The 17,257-nt window shown below is 33.1% G+C and carries 26 protein-coding genes; 21 read left to right on the forward strand and 5 right to left on the reverse strand.

Annotation, left to right across the window (positions count from 1 at the left end; translation table 11 throughout):
• Positions 1 to 5 precede the first annotated feature (5 nt).
• Genes ID741_RS10325 through ID741_RS10345 form a run of 5 tightly spaced genes read left to right on the forward strand, consistent with a single transcriptional unit; the run spans position 6 to position 3,299 of the window.
• On the forward strand, positions 6 to 866 hold the full coding sequence (locus ID741_RS10325; RefSeq protein WP_438719902.1) for a Lin1244/Lin1753 domain-containing protein: 861 nt from the start codon (positions 6 to 8) through the stop codon (positions 864 to 866).
• On the forward strand, positions 859 to 1,158 hold the full coding sequence (locus ID741_RS10330; protein ID WP_438719903.1) for a hypothetical protein: 300 nt from the start codon (positions 859 to 861) through the stop codon (positions 1,156 to 1,158). Before ID741_RS10325 ends, ID741_RS10330 begins: the two co-directional genes overlap by 8 nt.
• Entirely contained in the window at positions 1,159 to 1,446 is a 288-nt protein-coding gene (locus tag ID741_RS10335; protein ID WP_438719904.1) for a hypothetical protein, read from the forward strand.
• Between the two features lie 27 nt (positions 1,447 to 1,473).
• Positions 1,474 to 2,469 carry a tyrosine-type recombinase/integrase gene (locus ID741_RS10340; protein ID WP_438719905.1) on the forward strand — a complete coding sequence of 332 codons (996 nt, stop codon included), beginning with the start codon at positions 1,474 to 1,476 and terminating at the stop codon, positions 2,467 to 2,469.
• A 41-nt stretch (positions 2,470 to 2,510) separates the two neighbouring features.
• Complete coding sequence (locus ID741_RS10345) at positions 2,511 to 3,299, forward strand: DNA adenine methylase (RefSeq protein ID WP_438719348.1); 789 nt, start codon at positions 2,511 to 2,513, stop codon at positions 3,297 to 3,299.
• Between the two features lie 57 nt (positions 3,300 to 3,356).
• On the opposite strand, the gene ID741_RS10350 is transcribed toward ID741_RS10345, so the two are convergent.
• The gene (locus tag ID741_RS10350) at positions 3,357 to 3,584 is read right to left on the reverse strand and encodes a hypothetical protein (protein ID WP_438719906.1); all 228 of its coding nucleotides are present in this window, start codon (positions 3,582 to 3,584) and stop codon (positions 3,357 to 3,359) included.
• Positions 3,585 to 3,804: 220 nt separating this feature from the next.
• Between ID741_RS10350 and ID741_RS10355 the strand changes: the two genes are divergently transcribed.
• The 3 genes from ID741_RS10355 to ID741_RS10365 all read left to right on the forward strand — a co-directional run bounded on the left by ID741_RS10355 (position 3,805) and on the right by ID741_RS10365 (position 4,719).
• Positions 3,805 to 4,227, forward strand: coding sequence for a hypothetical protein (locus ID741_RS10355; protein ID WP_438719907.1), 423 nt, complete (start codon positions 3,805 to 3,807; stop codon positions 4,225 to 4,227).
• Positions 4,228 to 4,263: 36 nt separating this feature from the next.
• Positions 4,264 to 4,470, forward strand: coding sequence for a hypothetical protein (locus ID741_RS10360; RefSeq protein WP_438719908.1), 207 nt, complete (start codon positions 4,264 to 4,266; stop codon positions 4,468 to 4,470).
• 69 nt (positions 4,471 to 4,539) lie between these two features.
• Positions 4,540 to 4,719 carry a hypothetical protein gene (locus tag ID741_RS10365; RefSeq protein WP_438719346.1) on the forward strand — a complete coding sequence of 60 codons (180 nt, stop codon included), beginning with the start codon at positions 4,540 to 4,542 and terminating at the stop codon, positions 4,717 to 4,719.
• Between the two features lie 67 nt (positions 4,720 to 4,786).
• On the opposite strand, the gene ID741_RS10370 is transcribed toward ID741_RS10365, so the two are convergent.
• On the reverse strand, positions 4,787 to 5,281 hold the full coding sequence (locus ID741_RS10370) for an HXXEE domain-containing protein (protein WP_438719909.1): 495 nt from the start codon (positions 5,279 to 5,281) through the stop codon (positions 4,787 to 4,789).
• Positions 5,282 to 5,713: 432 nt separating this feature from the next.
• Here ID741_RS10370 and ID741_RS10375 point away from each other — a divergent pair, with 432 nt between their 5' ends.
• Positions 5,714 to 5,872, forward strand: coding sequence for a hypothetical protein (locus ID741_RS10375; RefSeq protein ID WP_438719910.1), 159 nt, complete (start codon positions 5,714 to 5,716; stop codon positions 5,870 to 5,872).
• 39 nt (positions 5,873 to 5,911) lie between these two features.
• Here ID741_RS10375 and ID741_RS10380 read toward each other — a convergent pair whose 3' ends face one another.
• Both ID741_RS10380 and ID741_RS10385 read right to left on the reverse strand, forming a co-directional pair.
• The gene (locus ID741_RS10380) at positions 5,912 to 6,367 is read right to left on the reverse strand and encodes a hypothetical protein (protein ID WP_438719911.1); all 456 of its coding nucleotides are present in this window, start codon (positions 6,365 to 6,367) and stop codon (positions 5,912 to 5,914) included.
• A 108-nt stretch (positions 6,368 to 6,475) separates the two neighbouring features.
• Complete coding sequence (locus ID741_RS10385; RefSeq protein WP_438719912.1) at positions 6,476 to 6,901, reverse strand: hypothetical protein; 426 nt, start codon at positions 6,899 to 6,901, stop codon at positions 6,476 to 6,478.
• An 815-nt stretch (positions 6,902 to 7,716) separates the two neighbouring features.
• On the opposite strand from ID741_RS10385, the gene ID741_RS10390 reads away from it, so the two are divergent.
• From ID741_RS10390 to ID741_RS10425, 8 genes are all read left to right on the forward strand, one after another.
• The gene (locus ID741_RS10390; protein ID WP_438719913.1) at positions 7,717 to 8,133 is read left to right on the forward strand and encodes an ArpU family phage packaging/lysis transcriptional regulator; all 417 of its coding nucleotides are present in this window, start codon (positions 7,717 to 7,719) and stop codon (positions 8,131 to 8,133) included.
• Between the two features lie 255 nt (positions 8,134 to 8,388).
• Complete coding sequence (locus ID741_RS10395; RefSeq protein WP_438719914.1) at positions 8,389 to 9,597, forward strand: AAA family ATPase; 1,209 nt, start codon at positions 8,389 to 8,391, stop codon at positions 9,595 to 9,597.
• A complete protein-coding gene (locus ID741_RS10400) occupies positions 9,590 to 10,336 on the forward strand; it encodes an HNH endonuclease (RefSeq protein ID WP_438719915.1) in 747 nt (248 codons plus the stop codon). The genes ID741_RS10395 and ID741_RS10400 overlap by 8 nt, the downstream gene beginning before the upstream one ends.
• A gap of 43 nt (positions 10,337 to 10,379) precedes the next feature.
• Complete coding sequence (locus ID741_RS10405) at positions 10,380 to 10,637, forward strand: hypothetical protein (protein ID WP_438719916.1); 258 nt, start codon at positions 10,380 to 10,382, stop codon at positions 10,635 to 10,637.
• Between the two features lie 96 nt (positions 10,638 to 10,733).
• Positions 10,734 to 11,267, forward strand: a complete 534-nt coding sequence (locus ID741_RS10410; RefSeq protein WP_438719917.1) for a terminase small subunit — start codon at positions 10,734 to 10,736, stop codon at positions 11,265 to 11,267.
• A complete protein-coding gene (locus ID741_RS10415) occupies positions 11,254 to 12,489 on the forward strand; it encodes a PBSX family phage terminase large subunit (protein WP_438719918.1) in 1,236 nt (411 codons plus the stop codon). The genes ID741_RS10410 and ID741_RS10415 overlap by 14 nt, the downstream gene beginning before the upstream one ends.
• A gap of 12 nt (positions 12,490 to 12,501) precedes the next feature.
• Positions 12,502 to 13,941, forward strand: coding sequence for a phage portal protein (locus tag ID741_RS10420; RefSeq protein WP_438719919.1), 1,440 nt, complete (start codon positions 12,502 to 12,504; stop codon positions 13,939 to 13,941).
• Complete coding sequence (locus ID741_RS10425) at positions 13,913 to 14,221, forward strand: ribosomal-processing cysteine protease Prp (protein WP_438719920.1); 309 nt, start codon at positions 13,913 to 13,915, stop codon at positions 14,219 to 14,221. The genes ID741_RS10420 and ID741_RS10425 overlap by 29 nt, the downstream gene beginning before the upstream one ends.
• Positions 14,222 to 14,353: 132 nt before the next feature.
• Here ID741_RS10425 and ID741_RS10430 read toward each other — a convergent pair whose 3' ends face one another.
• Complete coding sequence (locus tag ID741_RS10430; protein WP_438719921.1) at positions 14,354 to 14,968, reverse strand: hypothetical protein; 615 nt, start codon at positions 14,966 to 14,968, stop codon at positions 14,354 to 14,356.
• 66 nt (positions 14,969 to 15,034) lie between these two features.
• Between ID741_RS10430 and ID741_RS10435 the strand changes: the two genes are divergently transcribed.
• From ID741_RS10435 to ID741_RS10450, 4 genes are read left to right on the forward strand one after another with little or no spacing between them, the layout of a single operon-like run.
• The gene (locus tag ID741_RS10435; RefSeq protein ID WP_438719922.1) at positions 15,035 to 16,648 is read left to right on the forward strand and encodes a polymorphic toxin type 50 domain-containing protein; all 1,614 of its coding nucleotides are present in this window, start codon (positions 15,035 to 15,037) and stop codon (positions 16,646 to 16,648) included.
• Positions 16,645 to 16,848 (forward strand): hypothetical protein, encoded by a 204-nt coding sequence (locus tag ID741_RS10440; RefSeq protein WP_438719923.1) that lies wholly within the window; start codon positions 16,645 to 16,647, stop codon positions 16,846 to 16,848. The genes ID741_RS10435 and ID741_RS10440 overlap by 4 nt, the downstream gene beginning before the upstream one ends.
• Positions 16,849 to 16,906: 58 nt before the next feature.
• On the forward strand, positions 16,907 to 17,101 hold the full coding sequence (locus ID741_RS10445; protein WP_438719924.1) for a hypothetical protein: 195 nt from the start codon (positions 16,907 to 16,909) through the stop codon (positions 17,099 to 17,101).
• A gap of 4 nt (positions 17,102 to 17,105) precedes the next feature.
• On the forward strand, positions 17,106 to 17,249 hold the full coding sequence (locus ID741_RS10450) for a hypothetical protein (protein WP_438719925.1): 144 nt from the start codon (positions 17,106 to 17,108) through the stop codon (positions 17,247 to 17,249).
• The last annotated feature ends 8 nt before the right edge of the window (positions 17,250 to 17,257 follow it).

A 17,257-nucleotide genomic window follows, 5' to 3' on the forward strand; every position in this document is an offset into this window, starting at 1 on the left:
CAATATTGGCAAGGCCTACTAAAAGCGGTCTTGATTATTTCCCTCTGGACGTCCATATCTTTGAGGATGAAAAAATAGAAGCAATTGCTGGCGAATTTGGTATCAAAGGTGAGTTAGCGGTCATCAAACTGTTATGCGCGGTATACGAAAAAGGATACTTCGTTGTATGGAATGATCTGACTAAAGCAAAACTTTTGAAAAGACTACCAGGAACCAGTAAGGATTTGTTAGATCAAGTTGTCAACCGCTTGGTTACATGGGGATTTTTTAATGAATCGCTGTTTAACTCGGCTAAGGTCCTGACCAGTGAAACAATCCAGGCAACCTATTTTGAGGCGACAAAAAGAAGGAAATCTCAAAAACCTACACAGTACGTCATTAATGACAACATTAATACACAAGCAACAGGAGTTAATGATGACATTAATGCACAAAGTAAAGTAAACCAAAGTAAAGTAAATAAAAACAAAAAAGATAATCATAATGAACGATCTCCAATCAGAGTTGCAAATGAATTTTGGGGAAAACAACGTCCACTAAACAGTGTACTTCAAGATGCTATTTTACAATGGTGCAATTCTTGGCCAAACGAGATGGTTATTCACGCTATTGAATTAGCTTATGCGCAATCAGTTGACATGAGGGGTGTTAAGCCATATGTAAATGCAATTTTTAAAGATTGGGATAGTAAAGGTATTGATAGCGTAGAAAAAGCTAAAAAAAATAAACAAACTAAAAGTAGCCATAAAAATGCCTATCGTCAGGAACAACTACCTGATCATATTGCACATCCAAAAACTGAAGAAGAGGTTTCTGCAGAAGCAAGACAAAAATTAATTGATATGGGGGTAATGGTGAATGATTGATACGGAAATTAGTGATGTTCAATTGGCAACAGAAATAGTTAGTTTCTTGCCAATAAATTTTCAAGAATGCCTGACTTGTACATTGAATTCTCTAAAAAAGGCAGCAATAGAGGATACAGAATGGGCATTTAAAAAATTCATGATAATGTTTTATCTTGTCGCGTATCCAAAAAAATACGAGTTTAAGAGATTAAATAAATTAACTTATGAATTTTGGAGAAATAAAGCTAAAGAAAATCTTGACGAATTAAAAAATAATCAAAGTTTAAGTCATATGAATGGTGGTGGATAAATGATAACTGAAGTTGAAACTAATAAATACCGACATGGCGCTTTGCATACTGTTGAGCCTAAAAAGCGTGTAAAGAAAAAAGGAAAAATTGAAGTCGGTAAAAAGTATATTTGTAACCCTAGAAAAGATTGTAAGTGGACTCATCCTTTTTTTGGCATTGTTGAGCAGATTTACAAAAATAGTGCGCTAGTCATTATTACAGCAACTGATGAAGTTGACGATCATCTGACAGTTGAGCATAAAGGAAAAACAGTTGTTCCGTTTAAAAATATGATTGAACTTGAATAATCTAAAAAATTAGGAGGAGGAAATTTTGTGGAAGCGACAGAAAGATTTATTGATGCCGTTGTCCGTCAGATGGATTCCGAGTTAGAAGTCAGTCAGTTAAAACAATTGAAAGTTATTTTGACTTTAAATTTAAATAAATATCGGATTGAAGAGTCAAAAAATGAAGTGATTATATATGATGAAACCTCAGATTTAGCAGCGTATAAACAGTATTTTGTCAGCAAAAAGCTGCAGGGATTATCTACAGGGACCCTCAATTTATACAAGACTACGATTGACCGGTTTATGAGGGCTGTGAGAAAACCTTTTGCTGAAATTAAAACTCAAGACATTAGGATGTATATTGCCAGACGCAGTATGCAGGATAATCTTTCTTCAGCGACACTGGATCGTGAACGTGGCGCAATATGCCGATTCTATAAGTGGCTTTTTGAAGAAGAATATATCAGTAAGAATCCTGGTTTGAGAGTTGAAAGTATCAAGGTTGAAAAAAGACTCAAAAAAGCTTTTACCAATGTGGAAATTGAGTTAATGAGAAATGCTGCAGAGACGCTTAAAGAAAAAGTGGTAATAGAATTATTGCTGTCCACAGGTTGTAGAGTGTCAGAATTAGTTTCTTTACGAATCAGTAACTATGACCGATTGGCAGGCAGTATTACTGTTATCGGAAAAGGAAATAAAGAGCGGCGAGTTTATGTCAATGCTAAAGCCAAGGTTGCCATTGATAATTATCTTGCTAAGGCTAAGCATCAAATTGGTCCAATTTTAATGGGTTTTAAGCAAAAGCAAATGACCTCTAGCGGTATCCAACGCTTAATTAAAAGGATTGCTGTTAGAGCCGGTGTGGATCATGCTCACCCTCACAAATTTAGAAGAACTGCTGCAACTTTAGCGTTAAGGCGAGGAATGGAAATTGATAGAGTTAGGATTTTTCTTGGACACAACGATATCAATACAACATTAGAATATATAGATACGTCATTAACCGATTTTAAGATGACGCATGAAAAATATTTAGGATAATCCGCAAAAGGAAGATTTTACTGACTTTAGGAGGTGATTATTTGCAAAGAATTTTAAATTATCCAGGTAGTAAATGGAACATGGCCAGTACAATTATTCAAATTATGCCAGAACACGAAACTTATGTAGAACCTTTTTTTGGATCTGGCGCAGTGTTTTTTAATAAACCAGCTGCAAAGGTTGAAACGATAAATGATGTTGATTCTCGAATAGTAAATTTTTTCAAAGTGTGTCGGGATTATCCGGATAATCTAATTCAGAAAATTCTACTAACACCCCATAGTCGTGAAGAATATTTAAACAGCTATGAAGTGAGCAGTGATCCAATCGAAGACGCTAGAAGATTAATGGTTAGATGCTGGCAAGCGATAGGTGCGAAAACAAGTGACAAAACAGGATGGCGATCAATCATTAATCCTAATGGTCCAAATACAGCTGGCGAATGGGCAGGAGTTTGGGAAAGAATTGAGGAAGTAGCTTTTCGGTTGAAGGGCGTACAAATTGAGCAGCAGGATGCTACGAAATTATTAACCAGGTATAACCGAAAAGGTGTGCTGACATATGTTGATCCGCCTTACTTATTAAGTACCAGGTCGAAGAGACTATATGCATGTGAATACTCAGATAAAGATCATATAGAACTATTAGATGTTCTATGCAATTTCGAAGGATTAGTCATTTTATCCGGATATGATAATGATTTGTACAATCGAAAACTCAGCAGCTGGTATAAATTGTCATTCAATAGTAAAGCGGAATCTGGTGCTAGCAGGCAAGAAGTTTTATGGTGCAATTATGAACCAAGTGGCCAGCTATCATTATTCGGTTAACGAAAGATTTTACGAATTTTATAAGCGAAAAAAAACCATCTGAATTTGATCAGATAGTTAGTCTTTTTGATTTTTATTTAAAAATAAAGCGCCGGTAATAAGTAAAAGTAATAAAAAAATTAGATCAAAAAGAATGAAAATGATTCCAGATATAGTGGTTAAAGAATAGTTTATATTAACTACTTCCTTAAATGCATCACTCAAAATACCTGATAAAAAGAGAATAAACACAAAAACAAAAAAATGATCTCTATACACATTTAATAAATCTTTAATCTTTTCCAATAAATAATCTCACCCCTTTTTAATAAAATTTTATAACAAAAAATTTGTTATGTAAATATCAATTTTTATTAGGTACTGGCAAATCTATATGAAATAAATATAAGTAAAACTATAGAGTTGAGATGTGTTTGGAATTTGTTGAGCAAATTTTGAGTGAGGTTATTAGTTTAATAAAATTCCGTAATAGAAACATTTTGCGGAATAAAAGAGGTGAATAATTTTGGTTAATGAATCTGATAATGATACAGAGAAAACAAGTGATGAAGGTAAAAATGAGAAAGATAAAGATTCTGATAACTATAATCTAGGACACATATTACAGTTAGGAACAACTACAGGAATTATAATCTCAATAGCAATGTTCTATTTTGGAATACCTTCTAGCACTCCAAACTATAAGTTTATTACTATTAGTGTAGTATTGCTTATTTTTCTGTTCTGTAGACTCACTTATGTTACTGGATTAGATTTAGGCGGATTAAAATTCCAAAAAAATTCTGATATATCTAAACTGGAACATGCCAAGGTGATACTTTTATATTTTTTAATCTACATTTTTATAAGTGTCGTAGTTACTTTATTTATCCATTTTTTCCTTTCAGAACTAATCTCGCAAATGGTAGATATATTCAATAGATTATAAACGAAATATCAAATGAGAATAGGGAGAGAGTCGGAAATGAATCATACTCCATTACCATATTTAAGAACTCAGTATCAATTATATAAACGAAGTAATGACGAATTTGAAAAAGGAAAAATCAAAGAATCTATGAAAGAAATTCTAGATGGAAAGGATTTTTCTTTCATATTGCCTAAAAGTTGGGATAAAGAGCTCGAAGAAATATTTCAATTACTTGATTATAAAATTACGAGGATTCCATAAACGACGGATATAGCTGAGTCAGTAGTTGGAAGATATTGCGGAAAATTATTAATCAAAGGAGAAAAAGTGATGTTTAAACGTAAATACATCTGTAAAGTTATTCAAGGGGTTCAAGTCAAAGATATTGTTTTTGAATCAAAAGATTCAGAGGCTATAGAAAAAGCTAAAAGTTTTGGAATTTTTTTAGAACTAAAACCGTATAAAAAAGAAGAACATTACTACAAAGGTATAATCTTTCATGATCATTAAGTTTGCTAAAGCTTTTCCGCAAAAGAAAGAAATAGCGGAAAAAAACTATCTATAAACTATAGAGTTTTTAGATAGTTTCATTAAGTCTTTTTTTCTTGATATTTTTTCGTATATTCCATATTTCATATAATGACCCCAGTATTAAATCAGAAATTAAATCGCTCAGCATAATTTGGTGTGTATGAAATGCTAGAAAATATCCAAGAACGCAAATGGGTATGTATAATATACATCCTGTGAAAATTCCAGGAGAGTATTTATGAGTTTGTATAGCACCAACAATATGAGTGAAAATTGCATTACAAGCCAAAAAAGTCGAAGCTATTAAAAAAGAATTATAGGATGTATGAAAAAAGAAAACGCTAAAAGAAATTAGTAATATTATACTAAATCCTATCAAATTGACTTTAATATAGTATTGAGAACTTTGTTTGGATAAAAAAGGTCGAAAAGAATGATACCAGTTAATAAAGCCTCCAGGAAAGATAAATTCCTCAAAGCAGTGAAGCAAATAAGTTATAGGGAGTAGTAAGACTAATAAATTCATAGTAAAAGAAATCATGAGAATGCTCCTTTTTGGTTTTTAGTATACGCCTATATTAAAAAAAAGAAAATTGGTTTAATTATGTAATTCAGAATAAGACTAGTTGACCAGAGAAAAAATTCTCAAAATTAAAAATTCTTGTCCCATAAATCCTTATTCAGTTAACGACGGATATTGTGGAATCAAAAAACAGCCAGGGGGAAGACTGGCTGCTAAAGGAGGAGCTGTGATAGTTCAAAAAAATAAAAATAAATTTGAAAAAAATATTTATTAGGTTGTTTAGATTATAGATTCAATAAGTTAATTTACAAAGACTTAAGTTTGAATATTTAAAGAACAAGCGTTATAAGCCTTCCATATCAACATTTTCAATTTTTTTGTTTTTTAGAAATATTTGATAACAGTTGTTACACGAAAAAGATAGCTGAAATGAGGAAGAGGGATATTAGAATGACAATCAACGATCTACTGAAACGATTGAAGCCAGAAGATTATGACAAAGTAATTATATTTGAAGCCTTAGATGGTGGCTGGTGCAACATCAATTTATCTGGTAAGAAATATTGCATCGTGTTACAAGCAGATAAAAATGTATTGTTTGATGATTAGTCCGCTAACCACCAATATTACGGAAATAGTAAAATATATTTATTCTTTCGTTAAATCATATTTGAATAAATAAATCATATTTGTTGAAAGAGTTAAGAAACCAAGAAGGACTGAAAATGTCTCGAAACTAAAAAGCATTGATACAAAAGTGGCAGCAGAATCGTCAACTAAAGTTAGATTTGCAAATTTAGAAAAAACCGCGATAAATAAAGTAATTGTTGAGATAATACTTTTTGATTTTTCAAGTAACCATTTTTCAGTTAATTCTTTTTGAATATGAAATTTTTCATATAAAGTCAAAAATAAAAAAGTAGTAAATAAACAACAGATCGCCATCCCGATCACAAGAAAAACAAATTCGTTTGTTGAATTAATAATTCCTGTTCTATTTATCCGTATATAAATACCTAGAGCGAAGCCAATTGTAAACAAATTTACCATATATAACTTAAATAGAAAGGAGATAAGGATAATAAAAATTCGCTTTTTTTTCATTCGATAGTCTCCTAACCTTTTTTATTTCCAAAAATAAATTATTGCTTATCATTAATCAATAGTCAGCTAACTCAGCCTTTTACGGATTCAAGTATATCTGAAAATATATTATCTAGTAAAAAGAGATAGAAAAGGAAAAATTATAATAATTGGTAAGACTCCTTTGAGTAAGAAATCAACTATGAGTGGCACCTGATTGTAATCTGCCTGAACCCTTAAATTACCTAAAAATTTTGAGCGATTCACATCAAACAATTTTTCTTGTTTTGAATAAGCACCGCATTTAGGGCAAGTAAAAGAATAAAATACAGATCTGCTTTTTGGCGATGATTTAGAAGTTTTTATAGAACCCTTTGCTAATTTTTTCGCTTCTGGTCCTGTTAATTTATAGGATTGACTGCAGTTAGTGCACTTGAAAGAGTGAGTCGTATTTTCAGAATAAGCTATTTTATTAATTTTTATAAAAAAGTTTATTGCTCTAAAAAAGAAATTAAACGCTAGTAACAAAAAAAGAAAAAAACCAAAATAGATCATAAGATACCCCTTACTATTTTTTTTAATCATATAAAAGTATCTGATATTTGTAAAGATGATCTAATGGTTGTGTTGCTGGTTTATTAACCTTTATGTGCAGCTAAAAAAATCGATTAATACCGCTAACGTCGGTTTTTACAGAAAAAGACCGTTGAGCCAAGAATCAACGGTCAGGCCATGGAGACATCCGATCAAGGAAACATGGCCATCAATATTTTAACATAAAAAAAGACTGTCGACATGAACGGTCGTCAACAGCCATAGAGCTAGTTTGAAACAGTAATGTTTTCAGTAATAGGAAGTTACTAGCTCATGACTAGTTTACACCAAAAAGAGGCAGCCGACCACTGGCTACCTAAAGATAATTACACTTGTCTGTTTCCGCAGACTTAAATATTTTAGCAAATAAAAATACCAGCCACAAGACATAATTAAAAAACAAAAAACCGACTTAAATAAGTCGGTCAAAGATAAAATAATAGAAAGGAATGTATGCGTATGTTTTATCTTTATGTCGAGAGGCAGCTTCCCCACGAATACTTTACGATAAAGTGATTCGTCTCCCTCTACAAAATAAATAATAACAATAAAAAAACAAGAATACCTTAAAAATGAGTGCAGAATAAATGTTTGTTTTGTGAATAAATAAAGAACGTTTTTTAAGTAACATTCCACAAACTTATTCTATTACGGAGTAGCGGTTGTGAAAAAAACACGATTTTTGTTAAATAGTTGTGAAAAATAAAAAAAGCCAGGATTTCTCCTAGCTAAATATAATCGCTTAAATTCATTATAGCATAGGAGTGGCGTATTTGATGGCTTTAATACCAGAAATTGATAAAAGAAAAACCAAAATGAACGCTAGAAAAGTCTTGGCACAGTATCGTAAGTGGGAACGGATTGCTGGAAAGTCATCTATAGATATCAAATCACCACTAATTAGTGATATGCCCAGAACTCTTGGTGTATCAGTTAATAAATCGCAAGATGGTTTCGTTGAGCGTGTGGACGCTGAAATTAATAGAGACGCAATATTAAGAGCTTTAGCAGCTTTATCTTGGAGAAGTAGACAAATACTCTCTATGACTTACTGCGAACCTGAGAAAGCTTCTGTGTATGAAATAGGGTTGAATATGGGATACAGTGAAATACGTATTAAAGAACTACGAGGCATCGCACTGATAGAATTTTCGGAAGCGTATAAGAATGGCCAACTTTTATCATATGAATAAAAACATACTTTTTCCATACTTTTTATTCGAAAAAGGGTGTTATCATAGTATTGTGGAAATTTCCAATAAGGCAGCTAAACCAAATTTAAAAACAGAAAGCGAGGAAATTCTGTTTCTAAATAATTCAAATTCTACACATTGCTGTCTTAGTTATAGTTCAGATATCTCTTGTTTCGTTATAAAAGCGAGAAAGTTTAAACAGTCTCTTTTAGGAGGCTGTTTTTTGTTTAAAAAAAAGTGAATAGGAGTTATACTATGACTAAAATATCGATTTTAGGAGCAGAAATGAAAATAAACGAGCTGAATATAACGAATGTAGGTAATATTACTGACTTGGCTTTAAAGTTTAATTCTAATATGAACGTTATTTGTGGTACAAATGGTATAGGTAAAACTACCATACTTAATTCCATTGCAGCATGTTTTTCAGATTCAGGTAGAAATTTGAAAAAAAAATATGGGAGCAATAATGGCGTGGTTGAAATTACTTTTCAGGACTGTAACCAGGAATTGAGTCAAAGTAGACGTGTGGATGTTAATGCTGTAACACCAATCGAAGAATACAAGCCTCTAAGGAATGAAACCACTCTTTATCGTGACTTGATTCACTTTTCTGTAGTGAGAAATATTGATTACAAAGAATTGGATTCACTCAGTAAGTATCCGAATAGAGAATATTGGTACACAACCGAAATTACCAAGAATGGCATTTCTGATAACCAATTGAAGAGTTGGTTAGTAAACAGATATTTGAGTAGTGGCCATTGGGAAGACTTAGAATCATATGAACAAGAAAATTATAATTTGATGAAAAATGTTTTTTCGATAATAAATCCTGATATACGTTTTAAAAAAGCTGATACAAAAAACTATGAAATTTTATTAGAAGATCGTGGAAGTGAAGTGTATTTTGAATTTGAGTCAGCTGGGTATAAAGCAATAGTATTTATTTTATTGGGGATTATCTCTGAAATTGAATTCAGAACAACTGATAATAAAATACCGGCAGCAGAATTTGACGGAGTAATTCTTATAGATGAGATAGATATGCACTTACATCCAGCATGGCAACGTGAAATAGTAAGAGTATTGAAAGAAACTTTTCCGAATGCACAATTTATTATTACTACCCATAGTCCAAGCGTTTTACAAGATTTAGAAAATAATGAGATTATTCCCTTGGAGTTAGATGAAAATAAAGATGTAAGAATCAAAGACTTAAGTCTTACTGAATACGGTTTAAAGGGATGGACTTTGGAAGAAATTTTATCAGACGTAATGGGTGTTAAATATAGTAAAAGTAAACTGTATATGGAAACAAAACATGAATTTGAGATTGCATTAACTAATGAAGATACTGAAAAATTAAAAAAAGCGTATACAAAATTGAATACAATGTTGCATCCAACTAATCCACTAAGGCAGGTTTTAGAAATTCAAATGGTGGGAATAGATAATGATTAAAATAAAGAGGACCGAACCACCCAATAAACTTGATCAAAATGAAGTCAAGATATTGACAAATATGTATATAAAAGATAAAAAGCCAGTTTGGAATAAGAGATATATCAAAGATAGTCTGCTACTTATGTCCCATGAAAAATGTGCTTACTGTGAAGCACCTTTGGTTGAACCAGGAACTTATATGGAAGTTGAACATTTTTATCCTAAAAGTTTGTATCCTGATAAAGTGGTAGATTGGAATAATTTGTTGCCGAGTTGTAAAAGTTGTAATTCAGCGAAAGGTTCCTTTGATCCGAATGTCGAACCTATTATAGATCCATCAAATAGAAACCCAAGAGATTATATTTCCTTAAAAAGATATAGTTTGGTGGGCAAAAATTCTGTCGGTAAGTCTACTATCGCTACTTTAAATCTAAACGATATTGATCGATTGTTACTGACTAGGATGAGACTTACTGAAATATTAGTTAGAAAGATACAAGATATTCATGCTACAATGCTGCTTGTTACTTTTAACTCCTCTCAAAGTCAGTTATTTAATATTAGGAATACAATGATCGAATTACTTCAATTAGTTCAGCCAGATAAAAAATATAGCGCAACACTTTCTAGTATTCTGTTGAACGAAATCGAATATATTGAATTAAAAAAATTTCTTATTGAGAACAAAATGTGGAACGAAGACTTAGAAGAATTAGACAAAATTGCAAAAGAGATATCATTAGATATTGTTGTTTAATCAAGATCGCTTAGGCGGTCTTTTTATTTTGGGAGAGATATTTATGGAAGTGTTAGAGATAAAGAGTGAGTTCGATTCTGATATGAAACGAATTGATCGTATGAAAACAATACTAGGAAAGTTGCAGAGTATTGATTTTTTTGAAGGTGCAACTGTTCGAGACTGGGGAAGCAGCAATCAAGTCTATTTCAAGGAAGACGAATGCGATTGGTTGGATGAAATGTGGTGTGAAAAAATAAATAGCTTGATTGATGAAATCGATGCTGAAGAAAAGGCGTTCATCAAAAAGTGGAGTCGGTAAAGCAACGAGACTCTAAGAGCAATTAAAGAACGAAGATTTAATTTTGCAGTCCTAGCAGGCTGTTTTTATTTTGCATAGAAAGGTGGTGGCTTGAATGTGGCAAAACTGACAATTAAACAAAAGGCTTTTGCTGATGAGTATTTAATAAACGGTGGTAATGCTACACAAGCTGCCATCAAAGCTGGATACTCTAAGAAGACGGCGTATGTCATTGGAAAAGAGAACCTCAGAAAACCTCATATCGCTAAATACATTGATTCTAGACTGAAACCTATTGAAAAAAAACGCAAGGTTAATTCAGATGATGCACTAGAAGAACTAATAAACATTTGGCAAGGCGAAACACAAGTGAGTTTCAGCAAACATATTAATAGGCTCGAAAAAAATGAAGTAACGAAAGACATGCAGTATGAATACACACCAGATTTAGAAAGTAAAATTAAGGCTTTGGATTTGTATTTGAAATATAAATCGATGCTTTCGATGGCTCAGTTAGAAAAGGCTAAGACTGAAATCAAGTTAATGAAAGCTAAGTTAGAAGCTCTTCAAAGTGGTTCTGAGCAATCGACTGAAGACAAGTTGGACGAATTATTGAACAAGATTAGTGGTGAATTAGATGGCGATAGCTGATGTATATAGCTCGAAGCAGATTGAAGTGTTGAGAGAAACCATAAAGAAAGATTGGTTTATCAATTTATTACACGGTGCTAAACGATCTGGCAAAACAAAAATCAATAATGATTTATTCCTGTTTGAATTACGACGAGTTAGAAAGATCGCTGATGATGAAGGCATTAAAGAACCAATGTATATTTTAGCTGGTGTTTCATCTTCGACAATTCAGAAGAATATCCTGCAAGAGCTTTACAACATGTATAGCATTGAACCTAAGTTTGATAAACATGGAAATTTCAAGTTGTTTGGTGTGAAGGTAGTTCAAGCCTACACCGGTAATATTGGTGGCGTAGGTGCTATTCGAGCGATGACAGCACACGGTGCTTATATCAATGAGACTTCATTGGCACGACAAGAAGTGTTCGGAGAAATTGTTTCCCGATGTTCTGGAACGGGTGCACGAATATTAGCAGATACCAACCCAGATAACCCAGAGCATTGGTTGAAGAAAGAATACATTGATAACCCGACCAATAAGATTAAGAATTTTCATTTCGTTTTAGATGACAATACTTTTTTAAGTAATGAATATAGAGAAAATATCAAAGCTACCACACCGTCAGGTATGTTTTGGGATAGAGACATTCTTGGACTGTGGGTATCTGCTGAAGGTGTTGTTTATCAGGATTTTGATGCAAACAAGCATTATATCGATTCTGATTCTCTACCTCCTCTTTCTAAGTTTTATTGCGGTGTTGACTGGGGATATGAACACTGGGGATCCATCGTTGTAATTGGTGAAACTGAAGAAGGTACGTCATATTTAATTGAAGAACATGCTACTCAGTTCCAAGAGATTGATTATTGGGTAGATATAGCAAAAGGCATTCAAGAGCGTTATGGCTCACGGGTGTCTTTTTATTGTGATTCCGCTAGACCTGAACATGTAGCGAGATTTAAGCGAGAAAACATCAATGCTATGAATGCTGATAAAGCTAGATTGTCTGGTGTTGAGTCAGTAGCAAAAAGAATAAAAGTGAATAAATTATTCATCTGTCGAGATCGTGTGAAGAAATTCCGAGATGAAATCTATCAATATGTATGGGATGAAAAAAAGGGCGAACCAATTAAAGAGTTCGATGATGTATTGGATGCTTTAAGGTATGCGATTTATACAGACGAAGTTAGAAAAGGCAAACGTGCAATCATTACAAACAAAGTGCAATTTGGTTTTTAGAGAGGTGAAATAATGGCAATAGTAGTGAATAGAGAAGTAGCTGGGGATTTGAATAATCCACCAGAAGCATTATTGAATTATTGTATTCAGCAGCACTTAAGCAATTTAGGACGACTAGAAAATTTATCTGATTATTATGATGGGAAACAAAGCATTTTAAAGCGCATTAAAGATAATCCGTCAGTGCCAAACAATCGAGTATTAATTAATCATGCGAAATATGTTGTCGATATGAATGTTGGCTTTATGGTAGGTAATCCAATTGCCTATAGCGCAGAGACCAATAAGAATATTAAGCCTATTTTGGATGTGTATGATGAGATTGATATTGTGTCTCATGATACTGAATTAGAAAAAGATTTATCTACTTTTGGTGTAGGTTATGAACTGTTGTATTTAAATATTAAAGAAGATGGGACCACGCAGCCAACATTAAAGTGTATTGACCCTAGAGGAATATTCTTGGTAACTGATGATACAGTAGATAAGAACCCATTATTTGCAGTTCATCATCAACCAGTATATGACTTAAATGGTTCTATAGCTCATTACCTAGTGAAATATTACAATGATAATCGAGTAATCACATATAAAACAGAATCTCAGGGATGGGGAAGCTATAGTTTAATAAAAGCATTACCTCATTATTTTCATGGGGTCCCTGTGATTGAATATCGGAACAATGAAGAAAAGCAGGGAGATTTCGAGCAAGCTATCTCTTTGATTGATGCATACAATCTTTTACAATCAGATCGCCTAAATGATAAAGAAGCCTTTGTAGATGCAATCCTATTTATTAGAGGTTTTACATTACAAGATGGTGATGGTGAGAGGTTAGCACAAGAAAAGATGCTCCAAACGACTTCTTTTCCAAATGAAGTAGATGCCAGCTATTTAACTAAAGAATTAAATGAAGATGGTGTTAATTTACTAAGAGATGCAATTTTAGATGATATTCATAAGATCACCTACGTGCCTAATATGAATGATGAAAACTTTGCAGGAAACGTTAGCGGCGAGAGCATGAAATATAAGCTATTCGGACTATTACAATTGATGTCTGTGAAATCACGGTACATGATAAAAGGTTTGCGTCAACGGATGCAGCTATTTGAGAACTTTTTAAAAATTAAAGACAGCTCTATTGATGCAACAGGTACCAAGATTAAGTTAAAACCAAACTTACCTATTAATACTACGGATATCATTTCTCAAATAGTTCAAGCGTACCAAGCTGGTGTATTACCGCTTAAGGTATTGTTAAGTTGGTTACCTGATATTGATGATGTCGATGAAGTATTGGAGCAACTAAAAATTGAAAAGGAAGAAAATATCGAGTTCCAGCAAAAAGCTATGGGAACCCAAGCAGATGATAGTCATTCAGATTTAGACGATGAACCAGAAGAAGATGAGGAGGGTGAAGATGATAATAGCAACATTCGAAAAGAATGATGATAAATTCTCAAGCTACTCACTTTCTGGACATGCTGGATTCGCTGAACCAGGTAAAGATATCGTGTGTGCAGCAGTATCCGCTCTCTACACAACTACTACGAATGCTTTAACAGATTATGTTGAACTAACCGAATTAAAAAAATTAAATGGGGAGAATGGCATTTATATTCAGACCTATTCTGATGTAACTGAAGCCTTGATTAAATCTTTTTATGATGGATTGATAGAAATTGAAAAACAGTATCCCGAAAATGTGAAAGTAGAGGTGATTAGATGATAAGAAAAAAATCGCTTAGGTTTATTAATTTTATCCTAAGCGATAGTGACATTTATTTAACTATCATAATTATTTTTCTTTTTTTTATAGTACCTGTTCTGACTTCATTGATTTTTAGTAATATTTTAATTGTTACCGTGGTTGCGCTGATTCTTTCTGTGATAAATATGATTGCAAAAATGTGATTTCTTCATCATTTAATCTGATTACTACAGATTTCCACTTTGAAAATCTATTAGTCTTACTGAAGCAATTAGGGATAGGAAAAAATTTAGCAAACTTTATGTTTATACGAATTTTATCAGATTTTGGATAGACTACAGTTTCTTTAAACAAGGTAGAGTTAGAAGGAATCGTTTCATAATTCGAGTACATGGTGTTCAAATGAGCCACTTCATCTTTATAAGTGATTCCTAGCAACTCTTGTTTTGCTATTTCGGGTCTCAAAGAATAGGTAAAGAAAGATGGTAGCCTTTCATTAGAGTATCCATCCCTGAATACTAAATCAAAAAAGCCTATTGAGTATTTGGATGTATTTAGGAAACGAAGTGATATTCCTACACCAGGTTCTTGATTGGGATAAGCAGGTACTCCATCGAAAGTTTCTACTCTTTTTAATATGTCTTTTTTTGAAATATCAACAGTAATTCTTTTCCAGTCTCTTATCCAATTTATGATCGAAATAATTAGAGCTAATGACGACAAGCATAGAGTTAACAACTCTTGAGGTTCCATTTCTTCAAACATGATTCCACTCCTTTTTTGAGTCTATTTTATCAGATAATATTATTGTCAAGCTAGAGGAGGATTGATTTGAAAAAGGCAAAGAAAAAGAAGCTTACTTACTGGGAACGCCGGAACGTAGCGAGTGAAAAAGCTATCAATGATGGTGCCAAAGAGGTTGAAAAGAAAGTTATTACTGCATATCGGCAGGCTCAATCTTATCTTACTAGAAAGGTTCGAAACCTTTTCGACCTTGCCAAACAAAAGTCTGGTATGGATTCTTATGAGGCAAGAACGCTCTTAAATCGTAAGGTGAGACCTGATGAATTAGTTGAGATGCAAAAGCTTGCTAAGGATATAAAGAATCCTGAGTTGCAATTGGAAGCACAAAATAAACTTAAGGCATTAGTATTTAAAGAACGAATATCTCATGCAGAAGACTTGAAAGCCAAGTCTTTTTTAGTTTCTAAACAAATAGCTGATGTCCAACTGGACCAATCGACTGAGTATTATATTGATGCTATTCATCATTCTTACAGTGAAGCTTCAGCTGAAGCAACTATTAGAAGACTGGAAGATCGAGGAATATCTATTGAGACGTGGAATCAAAATGATCCTCCGCATGAGTTTAAAGAACTCTCTACTCGCTATACTAAAAACATTCTTGATAGCCATTGGAAAGGTTCGAACTATTCAAAACGAATTTGGTCTGACACTGAAGCTTTAGCAAAACGATTAGAGGAATTATTCACAGTTGAATCTATGACCGGTATGTCAGAAGCTGAGATGGCGAAAGCAATTGCGTCTGAGTTTGATGCATCAATCAATGTTGCTAGGCGTTTAATTCGAACTGAAGCGAATTACATGGCGAACCAAGCTAAATTAAAAGCTTGGGAAGATCGTGGTGTGAAGCATTATAAGTTGTTAGTAGTATTAGATTTACGGACATCCGAAATTTGTAAGAACAAAAGTAAAGCAGATAAAATATATGAAGTAGCTAAGGCGATAGTAAATGGAGCAGATGGAAACTACCCCCCTTTTCATCCGTGGTGTAGAACCATAGCAGTCGCATATTTTGGCAAACGAACATTAAGTGGAACCCGAACAGCCATTGACCCTGTTAGTGGAAAGACATTCAAGCTGCCTAAGGATGCCACCTACGATGACTGGATGAATAAGTTAAAAAAAACCTATTCTGATGATGAAATTGAACTGCAGAAGAAAAAAGTTTTAAACCGGCAAAAAGACAATGCAGATTACAGAAGGTTAAAAAATGTTTTAGGAAAAGAATATAGCCCGAAATCGTTGGATGAATATCAGGAAACCAAGTATAATGATAGTGAGAAGTGGGAACGTTTAAGAGACAACTTTTTTGTTAAGTCTCGTATTAAAGATGGCCGATATGGTTCTACAGTGAATAGCGAGAAGCAAGCACCACATATGGAATCCACAGTCGGTAAAGGCAAAAGTTATTTTGGTGATGATGTGGTCGTTCAAAGACTCTTTGATAAGTTCGCAGGTACAGGATACGTGGAACGTGATAGATCAGGAAGACGTACAAATAAAGAAATAGTTCAAACTGATGATTTCGTGGGTACTGCTGCTAACAAAAAAGGGTCAAAAAAAACTCACACATTTAAGATACATCACTCAAAAAAACGAACACACATAGTTCCGATTGAAGAAAGAAGGGGTCAAAATTGAACTTAGAACAATATATAGGTAAAGAAATAAAAGTGACTTTTATTGACAATCAGATTTTGACAGGTTTTTGTAATACCTTCACTGACAAGATGGATACAGAGGACGAACTTTACGATGAAATAACTATTCGTACTACTAAAAGTCATTACGTTGGTTTTAATGAAAGTGAAATCAAAACTATTGAAGTAATTAAAGAATAGCACTTAATCATGAGTACATGACTGGGTGCTATTTTTGTGTCCAAAACGAGGTGAAGATATGAATGTATTTAAGGTAGCAGTCAGGTTTTCATGGGGATCATGGAGTGACTTCAGATTTGTTACAGCTCCGAATAAAAAAGTTGCTATTATCAATGCCTTACAAGAAATTGATGTACCAGAGATGAATAAAAACGATAGATTGTTAATTACTGCATACCAAGAAAGTCCTTTTCCAAAAAAGAAAGGAAAGTGATTCGATGAGTCAACCAGAGAATACTTTACGTGATTTTTTATTAGGATTACACCTTATTTATTTGAAATTAAAGAAGCCTCCGGATCAAATTAAAGTACCTGAAAGGGCAGATAATGCTGTTAAGGTTGGTGATCTGAAATCTCGTTAGCTATCGAT

Source organism: Enterococcus sp. AZ103 (assembly GCF_051714685.1).
GTDB lineage: Bacteria > Bacillota > Bacilli > Lactobacillales > Enterococcaceae > Enterococcus_A > Enterococcus_A alishanensis.

What these genes read in the sequence shown, in the direction of transcription:
- ID741_RS10330 (WP_438719903.1), top strand. Translation starts at nt 859, where the DNA reads ATGATTGATACGGAAATTAGTGATGTTCAATTGGCAACAGAAATAGTT.
- ID741_RS10335 (WP_438719904.1), top strand. Translation starts at nt 1,159, where the DNA reads ATGATAACTGAAGTTGAAACTAATAAATACCGACATGGCGCTTTGCAT.
- ID741_RS10360 (WP_438719908.1), top strand. Translation starts at nt 4,264, where the DNA reads ATGAATCATACTCCATTACCATATTTAAGAACTCAGTATCAATTATAT.
- ID741_RS10365 (WP_438719346.1), top strand. Translation starts at nt 4,540, where the DNA reads ATGTTTAAACGTAAATACATCTGTAAAGTTATTCAAGGGGTTCAAGTC.
- ID741_RS10370 (WP_438719909.1), bottom strand. Translation starts at nt 5,281, where the DNA reads ATGATTTCTTTTACTATGAATTTATTAGTCTTACTACTCCCTATAACT.
- ID741_RS10375 (WP_438719910.1), top strand. Translation starts at nt 5,714, where the DNA reads ATGACAATCAACGATCTACTGAAACGATTGAAGCCAGAAGATTATGAC.
- ID741_RS10380 (WP_438719911.1), bottom strand. Translation starts at nt 6,367, where the DNA reads ATGAAAAAAAAGCGAATTTTTATTATCCTTATCTCCTTTCTATTTAAG.
- ID741_RS10385 (WP_438719912.1), bottom strand. Translation starts at nt 6,901, where the DNA reads ATGATCTATTTTGGTTTTTTTCTTTTTTTGTTACTAGCGTTTAATTTC.
- ID741_RS10390 (WP_438719913.1), top strand. Translation starts at nt 7,717, where the DNA reads ATGGCTTTAATACCAGAAATTGATAAAAGAAAAACCAAAATGAACGCT.
- ID741_RS10395 (WP_438719914.1), top strand. Translation starts at nt 8,389, where the DNA reads ATGACTAAAATATCGATTTTAGGAGCAGAAATGAAAATAAACGAGCTG.
- ID741_RS10400 (WP_438719915.1), top strand. Translation starts at nt 9,590, where the DNA reads ATGATTAAAATAAAGAGGACCGAACCACCCAATAAACTTGATCAAAAT.
- ID741_RS10405 (WP_438719916.1), top strand. Translation starts at nt 10,380, where the DNA reads ATGGAAGTGTTAGAGATAAAGAGTGAGTTCGATTCTGATATGAAACGA.
- ID741_RS10415 (WP_438719918.1), top strand. Translation starts at nt 11,254, where the DNA reads ATGGCGATAGCTGATGTATATAGCTCGAAGCAGATTGAAGTGTTGAGA.
- ID741_RS10420 (WP_438719919.1), top strand. Translation starts at nt 12,502, where the DNA reads ATGGCAATAGTAGTGAATAGAGAAGTAGCTGGGGATTTGAATAATCCA.
- ID741_RS10425 (WP_438719920.1), top strand. Translation starts at nt 13,913, where the DNA reads ATGATAATAGCAACATTCGAAAAGAATGATGATAAATTCTCAAGCTAC.
- ID741_RS10430 (WP_438719921.1), bottom strand. Translation starts at nt 14,968, where the DNA reads ATGTTTGAAGAAATGGAACCTCAAGAGTTGTTAACTCTATGCTTGTCG.
- ID741_RS10445 (WP_438719924.1), top strand. Translation starts at nt 16,907, where the DNA reads ATGAATGTATTTAAGGTAGCAGTCAGGTTTTCATGGGGATCATGGAGT.
- ID741_RS10450 (WP_438719925.1), top strand. Translation starts at nt 17,106, where the DNA reads ATGAGTCAACCAGAGAATACTTTACGTGATTTTTTATTAGGATTACAC.